At 69.0% G+C, this 13,920-nt stretch carries 12 protein-coding genes; 4 read left to right on the top strand and 8 right to left on the bottom strand.

Translation table 11 applies throughout. From position 1 onward, the window contains the following. Together E2B92_RS14130 and dnaB are read right to left on the bottom strand one after the other, a co-directional pair. The coding region (locus E2B92_RS14130; protein ID WP_133087547.1) for a serine hydrolase domain-containing protein at positions 1–1,041 on the bottom strand (1,041 nt) is incomplete at its 3' end. Positions 1,042–1,276: 235 nt separating this feature from the next. Further along, on the bottom strand, positions 1,277–2,767 hold the full coding sequence (dnaB, locus tag E2B92_RS14135; protein WP_126884148.1) for a replicative DNA helicase: 1,491 nt from the start codon (positions 2,765–2,767) through the stop codon (positions 1,277–1,279). Between the two features lie 424 nt (positions 2,768–3,191). On the opposite strand from dnaB, the gene E2B92_RS14145 reads away from it, so the two are divergent. After that, positions 3,192–4,529 carry an MATE family efflux transporter gene (locus tag E2B92_RS14145; protein ID WP_126884149.1) on the top strand — a complete coding sequence of 446 codons (1,338 nt, stop codon included), beginning with the start codon at positions 3,192–3,194 and terminating at the stop codon, positions 4,527–4,529. A gap of 184 nt (positions 4,530–4,713) precedes the next feature. On the opposite strand, the gene rplI is transcribed toward E2B92_RS14145, so the two are convergent. The 4 genes from rplI to rpsF all read right to left on the bottom strand — a co-directional run bounded on the left by rplI (position 4,714) and on the right by rpsF (position 6,420). After that, positions 4,714–5,160, bottom strand: a complete 447-nt coding sequence (rplI, locus tag E2B92_RS14150; RefSeq protein WP_126884150.1) for a 50S ribosomal protein L9 — start codon at positions 5,158–5,160, stop codon at positions 4,714–4,716. Between the two features lie 18 nt (positions 5,161–5,178). Further along, on the bottom strand, positions 5,179–5,415 hold the full coding sequence (gene rpsR, locus E2B92_RS14155; RefSeq protein WP_005315025.1) for a 30S ribosomal protein S18: 237 nt from the start codon (positions 5,413–5,415) through the stop codon (positions 5,179–5,181). A gap of 61 nt (positions 5,416–5,476) precedes the next feature. Next, a complete protein-coding gene (locus E2B92_RS14160) occupies positions 5,477–6,055 on the bottom strand; it encodes a single-stranded DNA-binding protein (RefSeq protein ID WP_126884151.1) in 579 nt (192 codons plus the stop codon). 74 nt (positions 6,056–6,129) lie between these two features. Beyond that, on the bottom strand, positions 6,130–6,420 hold the full coding sequence (gene rpsF / locus E2B92_RS14165) for a 30S ribosomal protein S6 (RefSeq protein WP_004950685.1): 291 nt from the start codon (positions 6,418–6,420) through the stop codon (positions 6,130–6,132). A gap of 271 nt (positions 6,421–6,691) precedes the next feature. Here rpsF and E2B92_RS14170 point away from each other — a divergent pair, with 271 nt between their 5' ends. The 3 genes from E2B92_RS14170 (at position 6,692) to E2B92_RS14180 (ending at position 9,330) form a co-directional block, all read left to right on the top strand. After that, positions 6,692–7,006: a hypothetical protein gene (locus E2B92_RS14170; RefSeq protein ID WP_126884152.1), complete on the top strand. Its 315-nt coding sequence runs from the start codon at positions 6,692–6,694 to the stop codon at positions 7,004–7,006. A gap of 109 nt (positions 7,007–7,115) precedes the next feature. Further along, positions 7,116–8,234: a lipid II:glycine glycyltransferase FemX gene (locus tag E2B92_RS14175; protein WP_126884153.1), complete on the top strand. Its 1,119-nt coding sequence runs from the start codon at positions 7,116–7,118 to the stop codon at positions 8,232–8,234. Positions 8,235–8,298: 64 nt separating this feature from the next. Continuing rightward, positions 8,299–9,330, top strand: a complete 1,032-nt coding sequence (locus E2B92_RS14180; RefSeq protein ID WP_126884154.1) for an alanine racemase — start codon at positions 8,299–8,301, stop codon at positions 9,328–9,330. A 102-nt stretch (positions 9,331–9,432) separates the two neighbouring features. Here the strand turns inward: E2B92_RS14180 and E2B92_RS14185 are convergent, their stop codons facing one another. Next, complete coding sequence (locus E2B92_RS14185) at positions 9,433–10,920, bottom strand: glycosyltransferase family 87 protein (RefSeq protein WP_126884155.1); 1,488 nt, start codon at positions 10,918–10,920, stop codon at positions 9,433–9,435. 212 nt (positions 10,921–11,132) lie between these two features. Beyond that, the gene (locus E2B92_RS14190) at positions 11,133–13,850 is read right to left on the bottom strand and encodes a transglycosylase domain-containing protein (RefSeq protein WP_126884156.1); all 2,718 of its coding nucleotides are present in this window, start codon (positions 13,848–13,850) and stop codon (positions 11,133–11,135) included. Between the last annotated feature and the right edge of the window lie 70 nt (positions 13,851–13,920).

Here is a 13,920-nt window from a genome sequence, read left to right on the forward strand (position 1 = left end):
CCAGGGCTCGGGGATACGGGGCTCGGCGTCGGCCACGATTCGTACGAGGTCGGCGGCGACCGTCCCGGGCAGCGGGCCCGACGTGGTGTTGGCGAGCATCACGGCGGTGACATCCTCCTCCACGCTCACCCACAGGCCCGCCACGAAGCCCGGCAGAGAGCCGCAGTGCCCCACCAGGGTGCGCCCCTCCCCGCGTACCAGTTGCAGGCCGAGCCCATAGCCCGTGTCCCAGTTCCCGGCCTCCGGCGGCACGGCCGGGACCCGCATCTCCCGCACCGTCTCGGCGCTCAGCACCCGCTCGTCCCCCTTCGCCAGGAAGGAGGCGAACCGGCACAGATCCGCGGCGGTCGACCAGAGCTGCCCCGCCGACGCCATCAGCCCCAGGTCCTCGGCCGGTTCGGGCAGCACCACATCCGCCCACGGGTGCACCGCCCAGCCCTCGGCATGCGGCGCCACAGGGCGAACGGTCGTGCGCCCCAGCCCCAGAGGCTCCAGGATCTCGGCCTTCAGGGCCTCCTCCCACGTCACCCCGCGCACCGCCTCCACCAGCGAACCCAGCAGCGTGTAGCCGGTGTTGGAGTAGTGGTGTCGCCGGCCCACCGGGTGCAGCAGCGGCCGCTCACCCAGTACGTCGGCAAGCTCCGGCCGCACCGTCCCGGGCGTCCGCTCCCACCACGGCGACGGCGTCTCGGCCGCCAGACCGGCGCTGTGCCCAAGGAGCTGAGCGATCGTCACCTCGCCCACACCCGTCCCGGGCAGGTGCTTCTCCAGCGAGTCGCCCAGGTCGAGCAGGCCCTCGTCCCGCAGCCGCATCACCAGAACCGCGGTGAACGGCTTGGTGATGGATCCGATCCGGTACTGCGTGTCGGCATCCGGCACCCGCCCGTCGACGCTGCCGCGACCCCCCTCCCACCGCAGCCGCCCGCCCCTGCCGACCGCCCCGACGAGTGACGGCGACCGCCCCTCGGCCTGCGCGGTGGCCACCCGGTGGAAAAGGGCACGTTCGGTGCCGGGGAGAAGTGCTTCGAATGATGACGTCATGCCCCAGGTCTATCCGCCCCACAGCCCCACCGTCGACCACATAAGGCCCCGCCGACGTGTGGGTCCACTTCCGGTGTCAGCTCCGACGGCTCGCCGACGGTCTCGACGAGTCGGCAGGTGGCTGTCTCAGGACCGGCGCCAGGTCCGGGACGTGACGTCGCTGCCTGCCGGCGTGCAGCGGCCCCGTCCCCTGGATCGGCGGATTCTGGTTTCACAGGGAGGCACCGGCCGCCGATCAGGTCTGGGCCATGTCCACGAACCGCGAATAGTGGCCCTGGAAGGCCACGGTGATCGTCGCCGTCGGACCGTTACGGTGCTTGGCCACGATCAGGTCCGCCTCGCCCGCGCGGGGCGACTCCTTCTCGTACGCGTCCTCGCGGTGCAACAGGATGACCATGTCCGCGTCCTGCTCGATGGAGCCGGATTCGCGGAGGTCCGAGACCATCGGCTTCTTGTCCGTGCGCTGCTCGGGGCCACGGTTGAGCTGTGACAGCGCGATCACCGGAAGCTCCAGCTCCTTCGCCAGCAGCTTGAGGTTTCGCGACATGTCCGAGACCTCCTGCTGCCGGCTCTCGGCCCGTTTGGAGCCGCCGGACTGCATGAGCTGGAGGTAGTCGATGACGACCAGTTTGAGGTTGTTCCGCTGCTTGAGCCGACGGCACTTCGCGCGGATCTCCATCATCGACAGATTCGGCGAGTCGTCGATGTACAGCGGGGCTTGCGACACGTCCGGCATCCGGCGCGCCAGCCGGGTCCAGTCCTCGTCCGTCATGGTGCCGGAGCGCATGTGGTGCAGCGCCACGCGTGCCTCGGCCGACAGCAGACGCATCGCGATCTCGTTGCGGCCCATTTCCAGCGAGAAAATGACACTCGGCAGGTTGTTCTTGATCGATGCCGCACGCGCGAAGTCCAGCGCCAGCGTGGACTTACCCATGGCGGGACGCGCCGCGATGACGATCATCTGGCCGGGGTGCAGACCGTTCGTCAGCGAGTCGAAGTCCGTGAAGCCGGTCGGTACGCCGGTCATCTCGCCGCTGCGCGAGCCGATCGCCTCGATCTCGTCGAGAGCGCCCTCCATGATGTCGCCGAGCGGCAGGTAGTCCTCGCTCGTGCGCTGCTCGGTGACCGCGTAGATCTCCGCCTGGGCCGAGTTGACGATCTCGTCGACGTCGCCGTCGGCCGCGTATCCCATCTGCGTGATCTTGGTGCCGGCCTGGACGAGCCTGCGGAGCACCGCCCGCTCGTGGACGATCTCCGCGTAGTACGAGGCGTTCGCCGCTGTCGGGACCGACTGGACCAGGGTGTGCACATACGCGGCCCCGCCCACGCGGTTGATCTCACCGCGTTTGGTCAGCTCGGCGGCCACCGTGATGGGGTCAGCCGGCTCGCCCTTGGCGTAGAGGTCCAGGATCGCGGTGTAGATGGTCTCGTGGGCCGGCTTGTAGAAGTCGTGGCCCTTGATGATCTCCACGACGTCCGCGATGGCGTCCTTGGAGAGCAGCATGCCGCCGAGCACGGACTGCTCGGCGTCGAGGTCCTGCGGCGGCACCCGCTCGAAGCCGCCCGCGCCGCTGTCCCAGGGCCCGTGCTCGCTGCCCCGCTCGTGCTGCTCGTCGCGGCCAGCACCGCGCCCCCGGCTGTCGCTGCCCCGCTGACGCGTGACGGGCAGACGGTCACTGGGTCCGGTGTCGGCCCAGGGGTCGTCCAAGGGCTCGGGGATGCTCACCGGCCCACCTCCTCCCGTCCGCTCAGCGGACCCTCGCCGTGCCACTCTTTCTACGGCACGACACTGACAAAGCGAGAGGCTCAACTCCGCTTCTGGCGCGTCGAGCGCCGGACCACGGTAGGCCCGCGGGCACCGTCAGCCAATCTGGTTATCCACAGGGCCTGTGGGTGAAGACCCAGATGCTGTGGAGAACTCCGCAGAACCTGTGCACGGAGCAGGGGACAGCCGTGTGGACAAACTCATAGCCACACCCGAGAAAGGGCGCTGACCTGGCGTTTTTCCATCCACCGGCTGTGGGGGAGAAAAACTTTTCCCGGCGGACCAAGATCAGAACAAACGGCGCACACCCGGAGCGTCAACTCCCTGATCGGTAAGGACCCCCACCCCCTTGCATCTCTTACCTGTGGAAGATTAGATTGCTCCCATGAACCAGGCCCTCGCGCGACCGAAGAGTGAACGGCGCCGGCACGACCGCGAGATCATCGCGCTCGCCGTGCCGGCCTTCGGAGCACTCGTCGCCGAGCCGCTCTTCGTGATGGTCGACAGCGCCATCGTCGGCCACCTCGGCACCGCCCAGCTCGCCGGTCTCGGTATCGCGGCCGCCCTGCTGTCCACCGCCGTGAGCGTCTTCGTCTTCCTGGCCTACGCCACCACCGCGGCCGTTGCCCGCCGGGTGGGCGCCGGCGATCTGCCGTCGGCCATCCGCCAGGGCATGGACGGTATCTGGCTGGCCCTGCTCCTGGGCCTGGCCGTCATCGCCGTCACCCTTCCGGCCGCACCCTGGCTCGTCGACCTCTTCGGCGCCTCCGGCACCGCCGCCCCGCACGCCACCACCTATCTCCGCATATCCAGCCTGGGCATACCGGCGATGCTCATCGTCCTGGCCGCCACCGGCGTGCTCCGCGGGCTCCAGGACACCAGGACACCCCTCTACGTCGCCATCGCCGGCTTCGCGGCCAACGCCCTGCTCAATGTGGCGCTCGTCTACGGCGCCGGCCTCGGCATCGCCGGCTCCGCCTGGGGCACCGTCATCGCCCAGTGCGGCATGGCCGCTGCCTACCTCCTCGTGGTCGTCCGGGGAGCACGGCGCCATGGAGCCTCCCTGCGGCCCGACGCGGCCGGCATACGGGCGAGCGCCCAGGCAGGGGTGCCGCTCCTGGTCCGCACACTCTCCCTGCGAGCCATCCTGATGATCGCCACCGCCGTGGCCGCCCGGCTCGGCGACGCGGATGTGGCCGCCCACCAGATCATCCTGTCCCTGTGGAGCCTGATGGCCTTCGCTCTGGACGCCATCGCCATCGCCGGCCAGGCGATCATCGGCCGCTACCTGGGCGCCGGCGACACCGAGGGAGCACGGAAGGTCTGCCGCCGCATGGTGGAGTGGGGCATCGCCTCCGGCCTGGTACTCGGTGCGCTGATCATCGTGGCCCGCCCGCTCTTCGTGCCGCTGTTCACCGCCGACCCCACGGTCAAGGACACGCTCCTGCCCGCGCTGCTGGCCGTCGCTCTCGTGCAGCCGATCGCCGGAGTCGTCTTCGTCCTGGACGGTGTGCTGATGGGTGCCGGGGACGGGCCTTATCTGGCCGGCGCCATGGTGCTGACGCTCGCCGCCTTCGCCCCGGTGGCCCTGCTGGTGCCCGCCCTGGGCGGCGGTCTGACGGCCCTGTGGTGGGCGATGGGTCTGATGATGACCGTGCGGATGCTGACGCTCTGGCTGCGCGCCAGGTCCGGCCATTGGCTGGTCACCGGTGCCACCCGCTGACCATCGCAGCACCGCCACCCGCTGACCGTCGCATCACGCCGAACGCCGGGCACTCGCTCCGTTTCACGTGAAACACAGCGCCGAGCCACCGGATGGGCGGCACCGACAGCGGAAGGGCCGCACCCGGAGGTGCGGCCCTTCTGTACTGCTTGGACGATCGCTGTCCGATCGCTGAGCGTCAGGCTCAGGCGGCGACGATCTCGACGCCGAGCTTCGCGACGACCTCGGCGTGCAGGCGCACGGAGACCTGGTGCGAACCCAGGGTCTTGATCGGCGAGCCGAGCTCGACACGGCGCTTGTCGACCTCCGGGCCGCCCGCCGACTTGATCGCCGCAGCGATGTCGGCCGGGGTCACGGAGCCGAAGAGACGGCCGGCGTCGCCGGAGCGAACGGCCAGGCGCACCTTCGTGCCCTCGAGCTGGGCCTTGATCTCGTTGGCCTGCTCGATGGTCGCGATCTCGTGGATCTTGCGGGCGCGGCGGATCTGCGCCACGTCCTTCTCGCCACCCTTGGTCCAGCGGATCGCGAAACCACGCGGGACCAGGTAGTTGCGAGCGTAACCGTCCTTGACGTCGACGACGTCACCAGCGGTGCCGAGGCCGGAGACCTCGTGCTTGAGGATGATCTTCATGTTTCGGTCACCCTCCCCTTATCGCGCGGTGGACGTGTAGGGCAGCAGCGCCATCTCACGGCTGTTCTTGACGGCCGTGGCGACGTCACGCTGGTGCTGCGTGCAGTTGCCGGTGACGCGGCGGGCACGGATCTTGCCGCGGTCGGAAATGAACTTCCGCAGCATGTTCGTGTCCTTGTAGTCCACGTAAGCGGTCTTGTCCTTGCAGAATGCGCAGACCTTCTTCTTCGGCTTGCGCACAGGCGGCTTCGCCATGGTGTATCTCCTGTGTGATCAAGAAGTGGGGTACGAACCCGGCCCCTGAAAGCCCTGGGGCTTAGAAGGGGGGCTCGTCCGAGTAGCCGCCGCCGGAACCGCCGGAGCTTCCGCCCCAGCCGCCTCCGCCGCCCTGCTGCTGGCCGCCGGCCGGCGCGCTGGTCGCCCACGGGTCGTCGGCGGGAGCGCCGCCACCCTGCTGGCCACCACCCGGGGCACCGCCCCAGTTGCCGCCGCCCTGCTGGCCACCGCCGTAGCCGCCCTGGCCACCGCGGCCGGTGGTCTTGGTGACCTTGGCCGTGGCGTTCTTGAGGCTGGGGCCGACTTCCTCGACGTCCAGCTCGAAGACCGTGCGCTTGACGCCCTCGCGGTCCTCGTAGGACCGCTGCTTCAGCCGGCCCTGCACGACGACGCGCATGCCTCGCTGAAGCGACTCGGCGACGTTCTCCGCCGCCTGGCGCCAGACCGAGCAGGTCAGGAACAGGCTCTCGCCGTCCTTCCACTCATTGGTCTGACGGTCGAAGGTGCGGGGAGTGGACGCGACGCGGAACTTCGCGACCGCCGCACCGGACGGGGTGAAGCGCAGCTCGGGGTCGTCGACAAGATTGCCGACGACCGTGATGACGGTCTCGCCTGCCATGGGGAACCTCTCGGCGGGATTGCTTCTGGCTGCTTGCTGCTGCTACTCGAACCCGATGACCTCTGAGCAGATGCTCAGTGGGTCTCGGGGCGGAGGACCTTGGTCCGGAGGACCGACTCGTTCAGGTTCATCTGGCGGTCGAGCTCCTTGACGACCGCAGGCTCGGCCTGCAGGTCGATGACCGAGTAGATGCCCTCGGGCTTCTTCTTGATCTCGTAAGCGAGACGACGACGGCCCCAGGTGTCGACCTTCTCCACCTTTCCGTTGCCCTCACGGACGACGGAGAGGAAGTTCTCGATCAGCGGGGAGACAGCGCGCTCCTCGAGATCGGGGTCGAGGATGACCATCACCTCGTAGTGACGCATGTGGAACCCACCTCCTTTGGACTCAGCGGCCACGGTCGTTCCGTGGCAGGAGGGTCGTGATGCGTGAGCAACGGTATCGGCCACCACTGACAATCGCCCTCATCGAGTGAGGGACCCTGATCAGGGCATGGGCAGACACCGGTGCAGACCGTACAGAGTACCCGCACACCGGCTTCCGGTTGAAATCCTGTGGCCAGGGGACGCAATCTGTACACATCGGGTGCGTGCGGCGCTACGATGCGCCGCCTTCCGGCACAGCCAGGAGGACCTCATGGCCCAGGCATTCCACCGTCACCCCACGTCGTCGCTCTTCGCCACGGACGGCAAGCCCCATCCGCTCCAGGACACGCTGATGGCGGTGACCCTGGTACTGGGTGCCGTCGCCTTCATCACGGCCCAGTTCCACAGCCTCCACCTGATCAGCTCGTGGACGGGTCTGATCGGCCTCGTCACCGGCGCCTACGGCCAGTACATCTCCGAGACGACACGCGAACGCACCCTGCTGATCATCGGCCTGGGCGCCTCGGCGGTCGGCTTCGGTCTCGGCATGGCGCACGGCGGCCTCTTCGGGGGTGTACTCGGTTAGGCCCTCCTGGCGTACAGCCAGTCGGGGCGCTCCCCGGTGCCAGTAGGCTTCGGCGCGAGAGCCGGAGCCCCTGTACCCATGGGGACACACCTGCCGAGGAGCGCCCCGCATGAGCCTGACCCTGAGGACCATCAGCCGAGAGCAGCATCTGGCATACATCCAGAGCCTGCCTGCGGCGAGTCACTGCCAGGTCCCCGCATGGGCTGATGTGAAGACCGAGTGGCGCTCGGAGAACCTGGGCTGGTTCGACAAGGACGGCCAGCTCGTCGGCGCCGGGCTGGTGCTGTACCGCCAGCTCCCGAAGATCAAGCGGTACCTCGCGTATCTCCCCGAGGGCCCGGTGATCAACTGGTACGCGCCGAACCTGGACGACTGGCTCCAGCCGATGCTGGCGCACCTGAAGCACCAGGGCGCCTTCTCCGTGAAGATGGGCCCGCCGGTCGTCATCCGGCGCTGGGACGCGGGCGCGATCAAGTCCGGCATCCAGGACCCGGACGTCAAGCGGCTGCGCGACGTCGAGGCCACGCACATCGAGCCGCGTGCCTTCGAGGTGTCCGACCGGCTGCGCAAGATGGGCTGGCAGCAGGGCGAGGACGGCGGCGCCGGCTTCGGTGACGTACAGCCCCGCTACGTCTTCCAGGTGCCGCTGGCGAACCGTTCGCTCGACGACGTCCTCAAGGGCTTCAACCAGCTCTGGCGGCGCAACATCAAGAAGGCCGAGAAGGCCGGCGTCGAGGTCGTCCAGGGCGGCTACGAGGATCTCGCCGAGTGGCAGCGGCTGTACGAGATCACCGCCGTGCGCGACCGGTTCCGCCCCCGCCCGCTGTCGTACTTCCAGCGCATGTGGACCGTCCTCAACAACGAGGACCCCAACCGCATGCGGCTGTACTTCGCGCGCCACAACGGCGTGAACCTGTCGGCGGCGACCATGCTCGTCGTCGGCGGTCACGTCTGGTACTCCTACGGCGCCTCCGACAACATCGGCCGTGAGGTCCGGCCCTCGAACGCGATGCAGTGGCGGATGCTGCGCGACGCCTACGCGATGGGGGCGACGGTCTACGACCTCCGCGGCATCTCCGACTCGCTGGACGAGACGGACCACCTCTTCGGCCTGATCCAGTTCAAGGTGGGCACGGGCGGCGAGGCCGTCGAGTACATCGGCGAGTGGGACTTCCCGCTGAACAAGCTGCTGCACAAGGCGCTCGACATCTACATGTCCCGCCGCTGACGCTTCCGTAGTCTCGTACATACCTTTGATACACCGCAGCCATCAGAAAGGTTCCGGGCCGGCCATGGCGCTCTCCCTCTACGTCGACACCGCTCGCTGGCGGGCGCACCAGAAGTCCGTGATCGACCAGTTCCCGGGCATCGTCCCGGTGTGCAAGGGCAACGGTTACGGCTTCGGCCACGAGCGGCTCTCCGAGGAGGCGTCCCGCTTCGGGGCCGACATGCTGGCGGTCGGCACGACGTACGAGGCGGCCCGGATCAAGGACTGGTTCGGCGGTGACCTGCTGGTCCTCACCCCGTTCCGCCGGGGCGAGGAACCGGTTCCGCTGCCGGACCGGGTGATCCGCTCGGTGTCGTCCGTCGACGGCGTCCACGCCCTCGTCGGCGCCCGGGTCGTCATCGAGTGCATGAGCTCGATGAAGCGGCACGGCATCGGCGAGCACGAGCTCGGCCAGCTCCACGCGGCCATAGAGGACGTGCGCCTGGAGGGCTTCGCCCTGCACCTGCCGCTGGACCGCACGGACGGCACCGACGCCGTCGAGGAGGTCATCGGCTGGATGGACCGGCTGCGGGCCGCCCGGCTGCCGCTGCACACCATGTTCGTCAGTCACCTGAAGGCCGAGGAGCAGGCGCGGCTCCAGCAGCAGTTCCCGCAGACCCGGTTCCGGGCGCGGATCGGCACGCGGCTGTGGCTGGGCGACCACGAGGCGACCGAGTACCGGGGTGCGGTGCTGGACGTCACGCGCGTCGCCAAGGGGGACCGTTTCGGCTACCGCCAGCAGAAGGCGGCCTCCGACGGCTGGCTGGTCGTCGTCGCCGGCGGCACGTCGCACGGCGTGGGCCTGGAGGCCCCGAAGGCGATGCATGGCGTGATGCCCCGCGCCAAGGGCGTGGCCCGGGCCGGCCTGGCGACCGTGAACCGGAACCTGTCGCCCTTCGTGTGGGCGGGCAAGCAGCGCTGGTTCGCCGAGCCCCCGCACATGCAGGTGTCGATCCTCTTCGTCCCGTCGGACGCCCAGGAGCCCAAGGTCGGCGACGAGCTGGTGGCCCACCTGCGGCACACCACGACCCAGTTCGACCGCCTGGTCGAGCGCTAGAGGCCCGGCACAGGGCCTCCGAAGAGCCCTGTAGGGCCCCCGCCGGGCCTGCCACGGGCCGGCCTCAGCAGGGCCTGCTCAGGGCAGGCCCTGCGCCTCTCCTCACTCCCGTACGACGCCCCACTCCACACGCGGTCCCCGGACCGCGTGTGCGGCGTGCTGCGGCGGGTGCGCGGCGCGGCCGAGCACGAAGACGTCCTCCGCGCGGTCGAGGACGCCTCCCGACGGATCGTCCGAGCCGTCGCGCCGTACCCCGTCCCGCTCCGGCAGCAGGATGTCGCGCACCACCATGGCGCACAGGAACAGCGTTCCCACCAGGTGCAGCAGGATGGCGAACTGGTAGCCCTCCGTCGGCAGCCCCTGCTTGTTGCCGCTCGTGGTGTAGGCCAGGTACATCCAGATACCGACGAAGTACATGACCTCGCAGCCCTGCCAGATCAGGAAGTCCCGCCAGCGGGGACGGGCCAGGGCGGCCAGGGGGATCAGCCACAGCACGTACTGCGGCGAGTAGACCTTGTTGGTGAGGATGAAGGCGGCGATCACCAGGAACGCCAACTGCGCGAAGCGCGGACGGCGCGGCGCGGTGAGCACCAGCGCGGCGATCCCGGCGCACGCCAGTAGCATCAGCACCATCCCGTAGGTGTTGACGTCGTCCGGCGAGATGGTCACGCCCGTGCGCTGGGTGATGATGAGCCAGAACGAACCGAAATCGATGCCCCGGTCATGGCTGAAGGAGTAGAACTTCTTCCACCCCTCGGGCGCCAGCAGCATCACCGGCACGTTCACCACGAGCCACGAGCCGGCCGCGCCCAGCAGGGCGGTCCCGAACTCGCGCCACTTCCCGGCCCGCCAGCACAGCAGCAGCAGCGGCCCGAGCAGCAGGAACGGGTAGAACTTGGCGGCCGTGGCGAGCCCGAGGAGGACACCGAAGGCGAGCGCCCGGCCCCGTGACCACATCAGCAGGGCGGCGGCCGTGAGCGCCACCGCGAGCAGGTCCCAGTTGATGGTGGCGGTGAGCGCGAAGGCGGGCGCCAGGGCCACGAGCAGGGCGTCCCAGGGGCGGTTGCGGTGGGTGCGCGCGACGCAGACGGCGAGGACGGCCACGCAGACCATCAGCATGCCGGCGTTGACCATCCAGTACATCTGCTCGCGGTACTGGAGGTCGCCGTCGAAGGGGAGCGTCAGCCAGGACGCGACCTGCATGAACAGCCCGGTCAGCACCGGGTATTCGAGGTACTCCATGTCGCCGCCGAGGCGGTCGAAGTACGGGATCAGCCCGTCGGCGAAGCCCCGCCCGACGAACAGGTGCGGAATGTCGGAGTAGCAGGCGTGGGTGTACTGGGAGCTGGTGCCGCGGAACCACGCCCAGTTGTAGCAGGGCAACTTCTGCACCATGCCGAGCGCGAACATCCCGATCGCGACGAGGGCCACCACGCGGACGGGGGTGACCGCGCTGCTGCCGAGCCGTGCCCAGCGGCCGATGGGGCCGCCGATCAGCTCGCTGCCGGCGGCTGCGACCTCGTCCCGCCTGGTCGGGGACACGACGGGCCGGTCCTGGTGGGCGCTCGTCGTCTTCTGTGGGCTCGGCATGGGGACATCCTGCCGTACGGGGCTGTGGGCCTGCGCGGCCTGTGGACAACGCCTCGTGCCCGGTGCACACCGGCTCCCCCGGCTCCGTCCCGCCCCGTACAACGCCGAGGGCCGCCGCATCCGGTGTACGCACGCGTGGTGTGTGCGTACCGGATGCGGCGGCCCTCGGTCCGTGGCCGGGGTGGCCCCGGCGGTGGTGGGCGCGGTGGGCGCTAGCCCTCCGTTCCGCCGAACCAGCCTCCGTTGCCGCCACCGTTTCCATTGCCGTTGCCGCCGGTGGGCGACGGACTGGTCGTGATGCCGCCGGTTGTACCGCCGTCGTCCGTGCCGCCCGTATCGGTGCCGCCGGTATCGGTGCCCCCGGTGTCGGTCCCGCCGTCCTGGCCGCCGTTGTTCTGGCCGCCGTCCTCGTTGTTGCAGTCCCAGTCGAACGGGCCGCACGAGGGCTCCGCCGGCTTGGTGCTCTCCGACGGCGACGGGGTCGGCGACGGGCTCTCGGACTCCGACTGGGACGGGGTCGGCTCGGGCGTGTCCGAAGGCGTGGGCTCCGGGCTCTTGGCGCCGCCGCCGTACACGCTGTCGGCCTCGAGCTTCTCCGGCTCGGGGAAGGGGATTACCTCCGCGCCCTTGAGCGCCGTAGACATGTACTTCTGCCAGATCTCGGACGGGAACGACGAACCGTGGATCTTCTTCTGACCACCCGTGCCGAACATCTCGAGGAACTTACGGTTCTTGTTCGCCGCGTTGTCGTCCATCCGGTACATGTCGATGGCCGTGGCGAGCTGTGGCGTGTAGCCGACGAACCAGGCGGACTTGTTGCCGTCGGTGGTACCCGTCTTGCCGGCGACCTGACGGCCCGGGATGGCCGCGTTGTTACCGGTGCCCTCGGGGTCCTCGACGACGTCCCTCAGGACGTCGGTGACGTTGCTGGCGATGGCGGTCGAGAAGGCCTGCTTGGTGGTGGTCTCGTGCTGGTAGATCGTCTCGCCGCGCTTCTTCACATGCGTCACGGAGAAGGGTTCACGCTGCTTGCCGTTGGCCGCGAAGGTCGCGTAGGCGCCGGCCATGCGGATGGCGCTGGGGTCCGAGATACCGATCGAGAAGGACGGCACGTTCGCCCCGACCAGGCTCTCCTTGCGCAGGCCCGCCCTGACGGCCGTCTCACGGACCTCTTCGATGCCGACGTCCATGCCGAGCTGCACGAAGGGGGAGTTCGCCGAGTGGATCATCGCCTCGCGGAGGTTGATGTCCCCGTAGCTCTTGTCACCGTCGTTGACCTGGAGCCACTCCTCGCCGTCCTCGTTGTGCCAGACGGTGCCGTCGTAGTTCTTGATCTTCAGCTTGTTCTGGCCGTTGTAGTACGTCTTGTCCGGGTCGACCGTCCGGCGCTGGTCGGACGACTGCACGGGCTCGCCCTGGGGGTCGCGTACGCCGTGCTCCATCGCCGCGGCCAGGACGAACGGCTTGAACGTCGAACCGACCTGGGCGCCGGTCTGGTCGGCGTTGTTGGTGAAGTGCTTGGTCGCGTCGTGGCCGCCGTAGATGGCGACGATGGCACCGGTCTTCGGGTTGACCGATGCACCACCGAACTGGACGTGCGTGTCCGTGTCCGGGCGCTCCTTGGGGTCGATGTTGGCCTTCTCGACCTTCTCCACGGCGTTCTTCAACGCGTCGACCTTCTTCTTCTCGAAGGTCGTGTGGATCTCGTAGCCCCCCTGGGAGAGCTTCTTCGCCGTGATGCCCACATCGTTGTTGTTGATGACGTACGCCTTGGCCAGGTCGACCATGTAACCGACCTGGCCGCCCAGCCGCGCCCCCTTCTTCGGCGGCTTGGGCATCGGGAACGCGGTGTACTCGGCCCGTTCCTCGGCTTTGAGCTTCCCGTCCTTGACCATCTCGTCGAGGATCCACTTCCACCGCTTGGTGGCCGCCTCGGTGTTGGCCGCCGGCGTCGCCCTGGGGTCGATGTCCACCGAACCGGCCGGGTCGTAGTAGGTGGCGCCCTTCAGCAGGGCGGCGAGGAACGCGCACTCGCTGGCGTTGAGCTCCTGCGCGTCCTTCTCGTAGTACGTGCGCGCCGCGGCCTGGATCCCGTACGCACCCCGCCCGTAGTACGAGGTGTTCAGGTAGCCGGCCATGACGTCTTCCTTGTCCTCCTCCACACCGGCCTTGAGGGAGATGAACAGTTCCTTGAGCTTGCGGCTCACGGTCTGGCTCTGGTCGTCCAGCATCGCGTTCTTCACGTACTGCTGGGTGATGGTGGAGCCACCCTGCGTCTGCTCGCCCATGGCCATGTTGACCACGGCGCGGCCGATGCCCATGGGGTCGACGCCCTTGTCGTCCCAGAACGTCTTGTTCTCGGCCGAGATCACCGCGTTCTGCATGTGCATGGGGATCTTGTCGTAGTCCAAGATCTGGCGGTTGACCTCACCACCCGTGGCGGCCATCTGCGTGCCGTCCGCGTAGTAGTAGACGTTGTTCTGGGCCGTGGCGATCTTGACCGCCTCCGGCACCTCCACCATGGAGTACACGACCGTGGAAGCGCCCAGCACGGTGGCCGCGAAACCCAGGGTCATTCCCGAGACGAGCTTCCAGGACGGCACCCAGCGGCGCCATCCGTACTTGTTGTGCCGCGGGTAGTCGATCAGCCGCTTCTTGCCCGGGTTCGCGCCTCGCCCGCCACGTCCCGCCGCCGCTGCCGCGGCACCTTCGGCTCCGCGCCTGCGGCCGCCGCGCTGGGCGGCCCGGCGGGCCTCGGCCCGGCTGCCGTACACCCGCTCCTCGCCGCCTCCGTGCGGCTCGGAATGCGCTCCTGTACTGGTTCCTCGCGCCTGGGCCGCTCGGCGGCCGGAGGGCTGCTGGGCGGCTCGCCTGGCCGCGGCACGTCCGCCGCCCTGCGGCTGCGGCGGTTTGCGACGGTGCTCGCTCATCGAACGACTACTCCTCGGGCAGGCGAGTACGCCTGGAAGCGGCAGCTTGGTTCCGGTCCCCCCGAAATCG

Source organism: Streptomyces sp. WAC05374 (assembly GCF_004353505.1).
Taxonomy (GTDB): domain Bacteria; phylum Actinomycetota; class Actinomycetes; order Streptomycetales; family Streptomycetaceae; genus Streptomyces.

Bases quoted from the DNA above. Each gene is read 5' to 3' on its own strand.
- rpsR (WP_005315025.1), bottom strand. From the start codon at position 5,415: ATGGCGAAGCCGCCTGTGCGCAAGCCGAAGAAGAAGGTCTGCGCATTC.
- E2B92_RS14170 (WP_126884152.1), top strand. From the start codon at position 6,692: ATGGCCCAGGCATTCCACCGTCACCCCACGTCGTCGCTCTTCGCCACG.
- E2B92_RS14145 (WP_126884149.1), top strand. From the start codon at position 3,192: ATGAACCAGGCCCTCGCGCGACCGAAGAGTGAACGGCGCCGGCACGAC.
- E2B92_RS14160 (WP_126884151.1), bottom strand. From the start codon at position 6,055: ATGGCAGGCGAGACCGTCATCACGGTCGTCGGCAATCTTGTCGACGAC.
- rpsF (WP_004950685.1), bottom strand. From the start codon at position 6,420: ATGCGTCACTACGAGGTGATGGTCATCCTCGACCCCGATCTCGAGGAG.
- rplI (WP_126884150.1), bottom strand. From the start codon at position 5,160: ATGAAGATCATCCTCAAGCACGAGGTCTCCGGCCTCGGCACCGCTGGT.
- E2B92_RS14180 (WP_126884154.1), top strand. From the start codon at position 8,299: ATGGCGCTCTCCCTCTACGTCGACACCGCTCGCTGGCGGGCGCACCAG.
- E2B92_RS14175 (WP_126884153.1), top strand. From the start codon at position 7,116: ATGAGCCTGACCCTGAGGACCATCAGCCGAGAGCAGCATCTGGCATAC.
- E2B92_RS14190 (WP_126884156.1), bottom strand. From the start codon at position 13,850: ATGAGCGAGCACCGTCGCAAACCGCCGCAGCCGCAGGGCGGCGGACGT.
- E2B92_RS14185 (WP_126884155.1), bottom strand. From the start codon at position 10,920: ATGCCGAGCCCACAGAAGACGACGAGCGCCCACCAGGACCGGCCCGTC.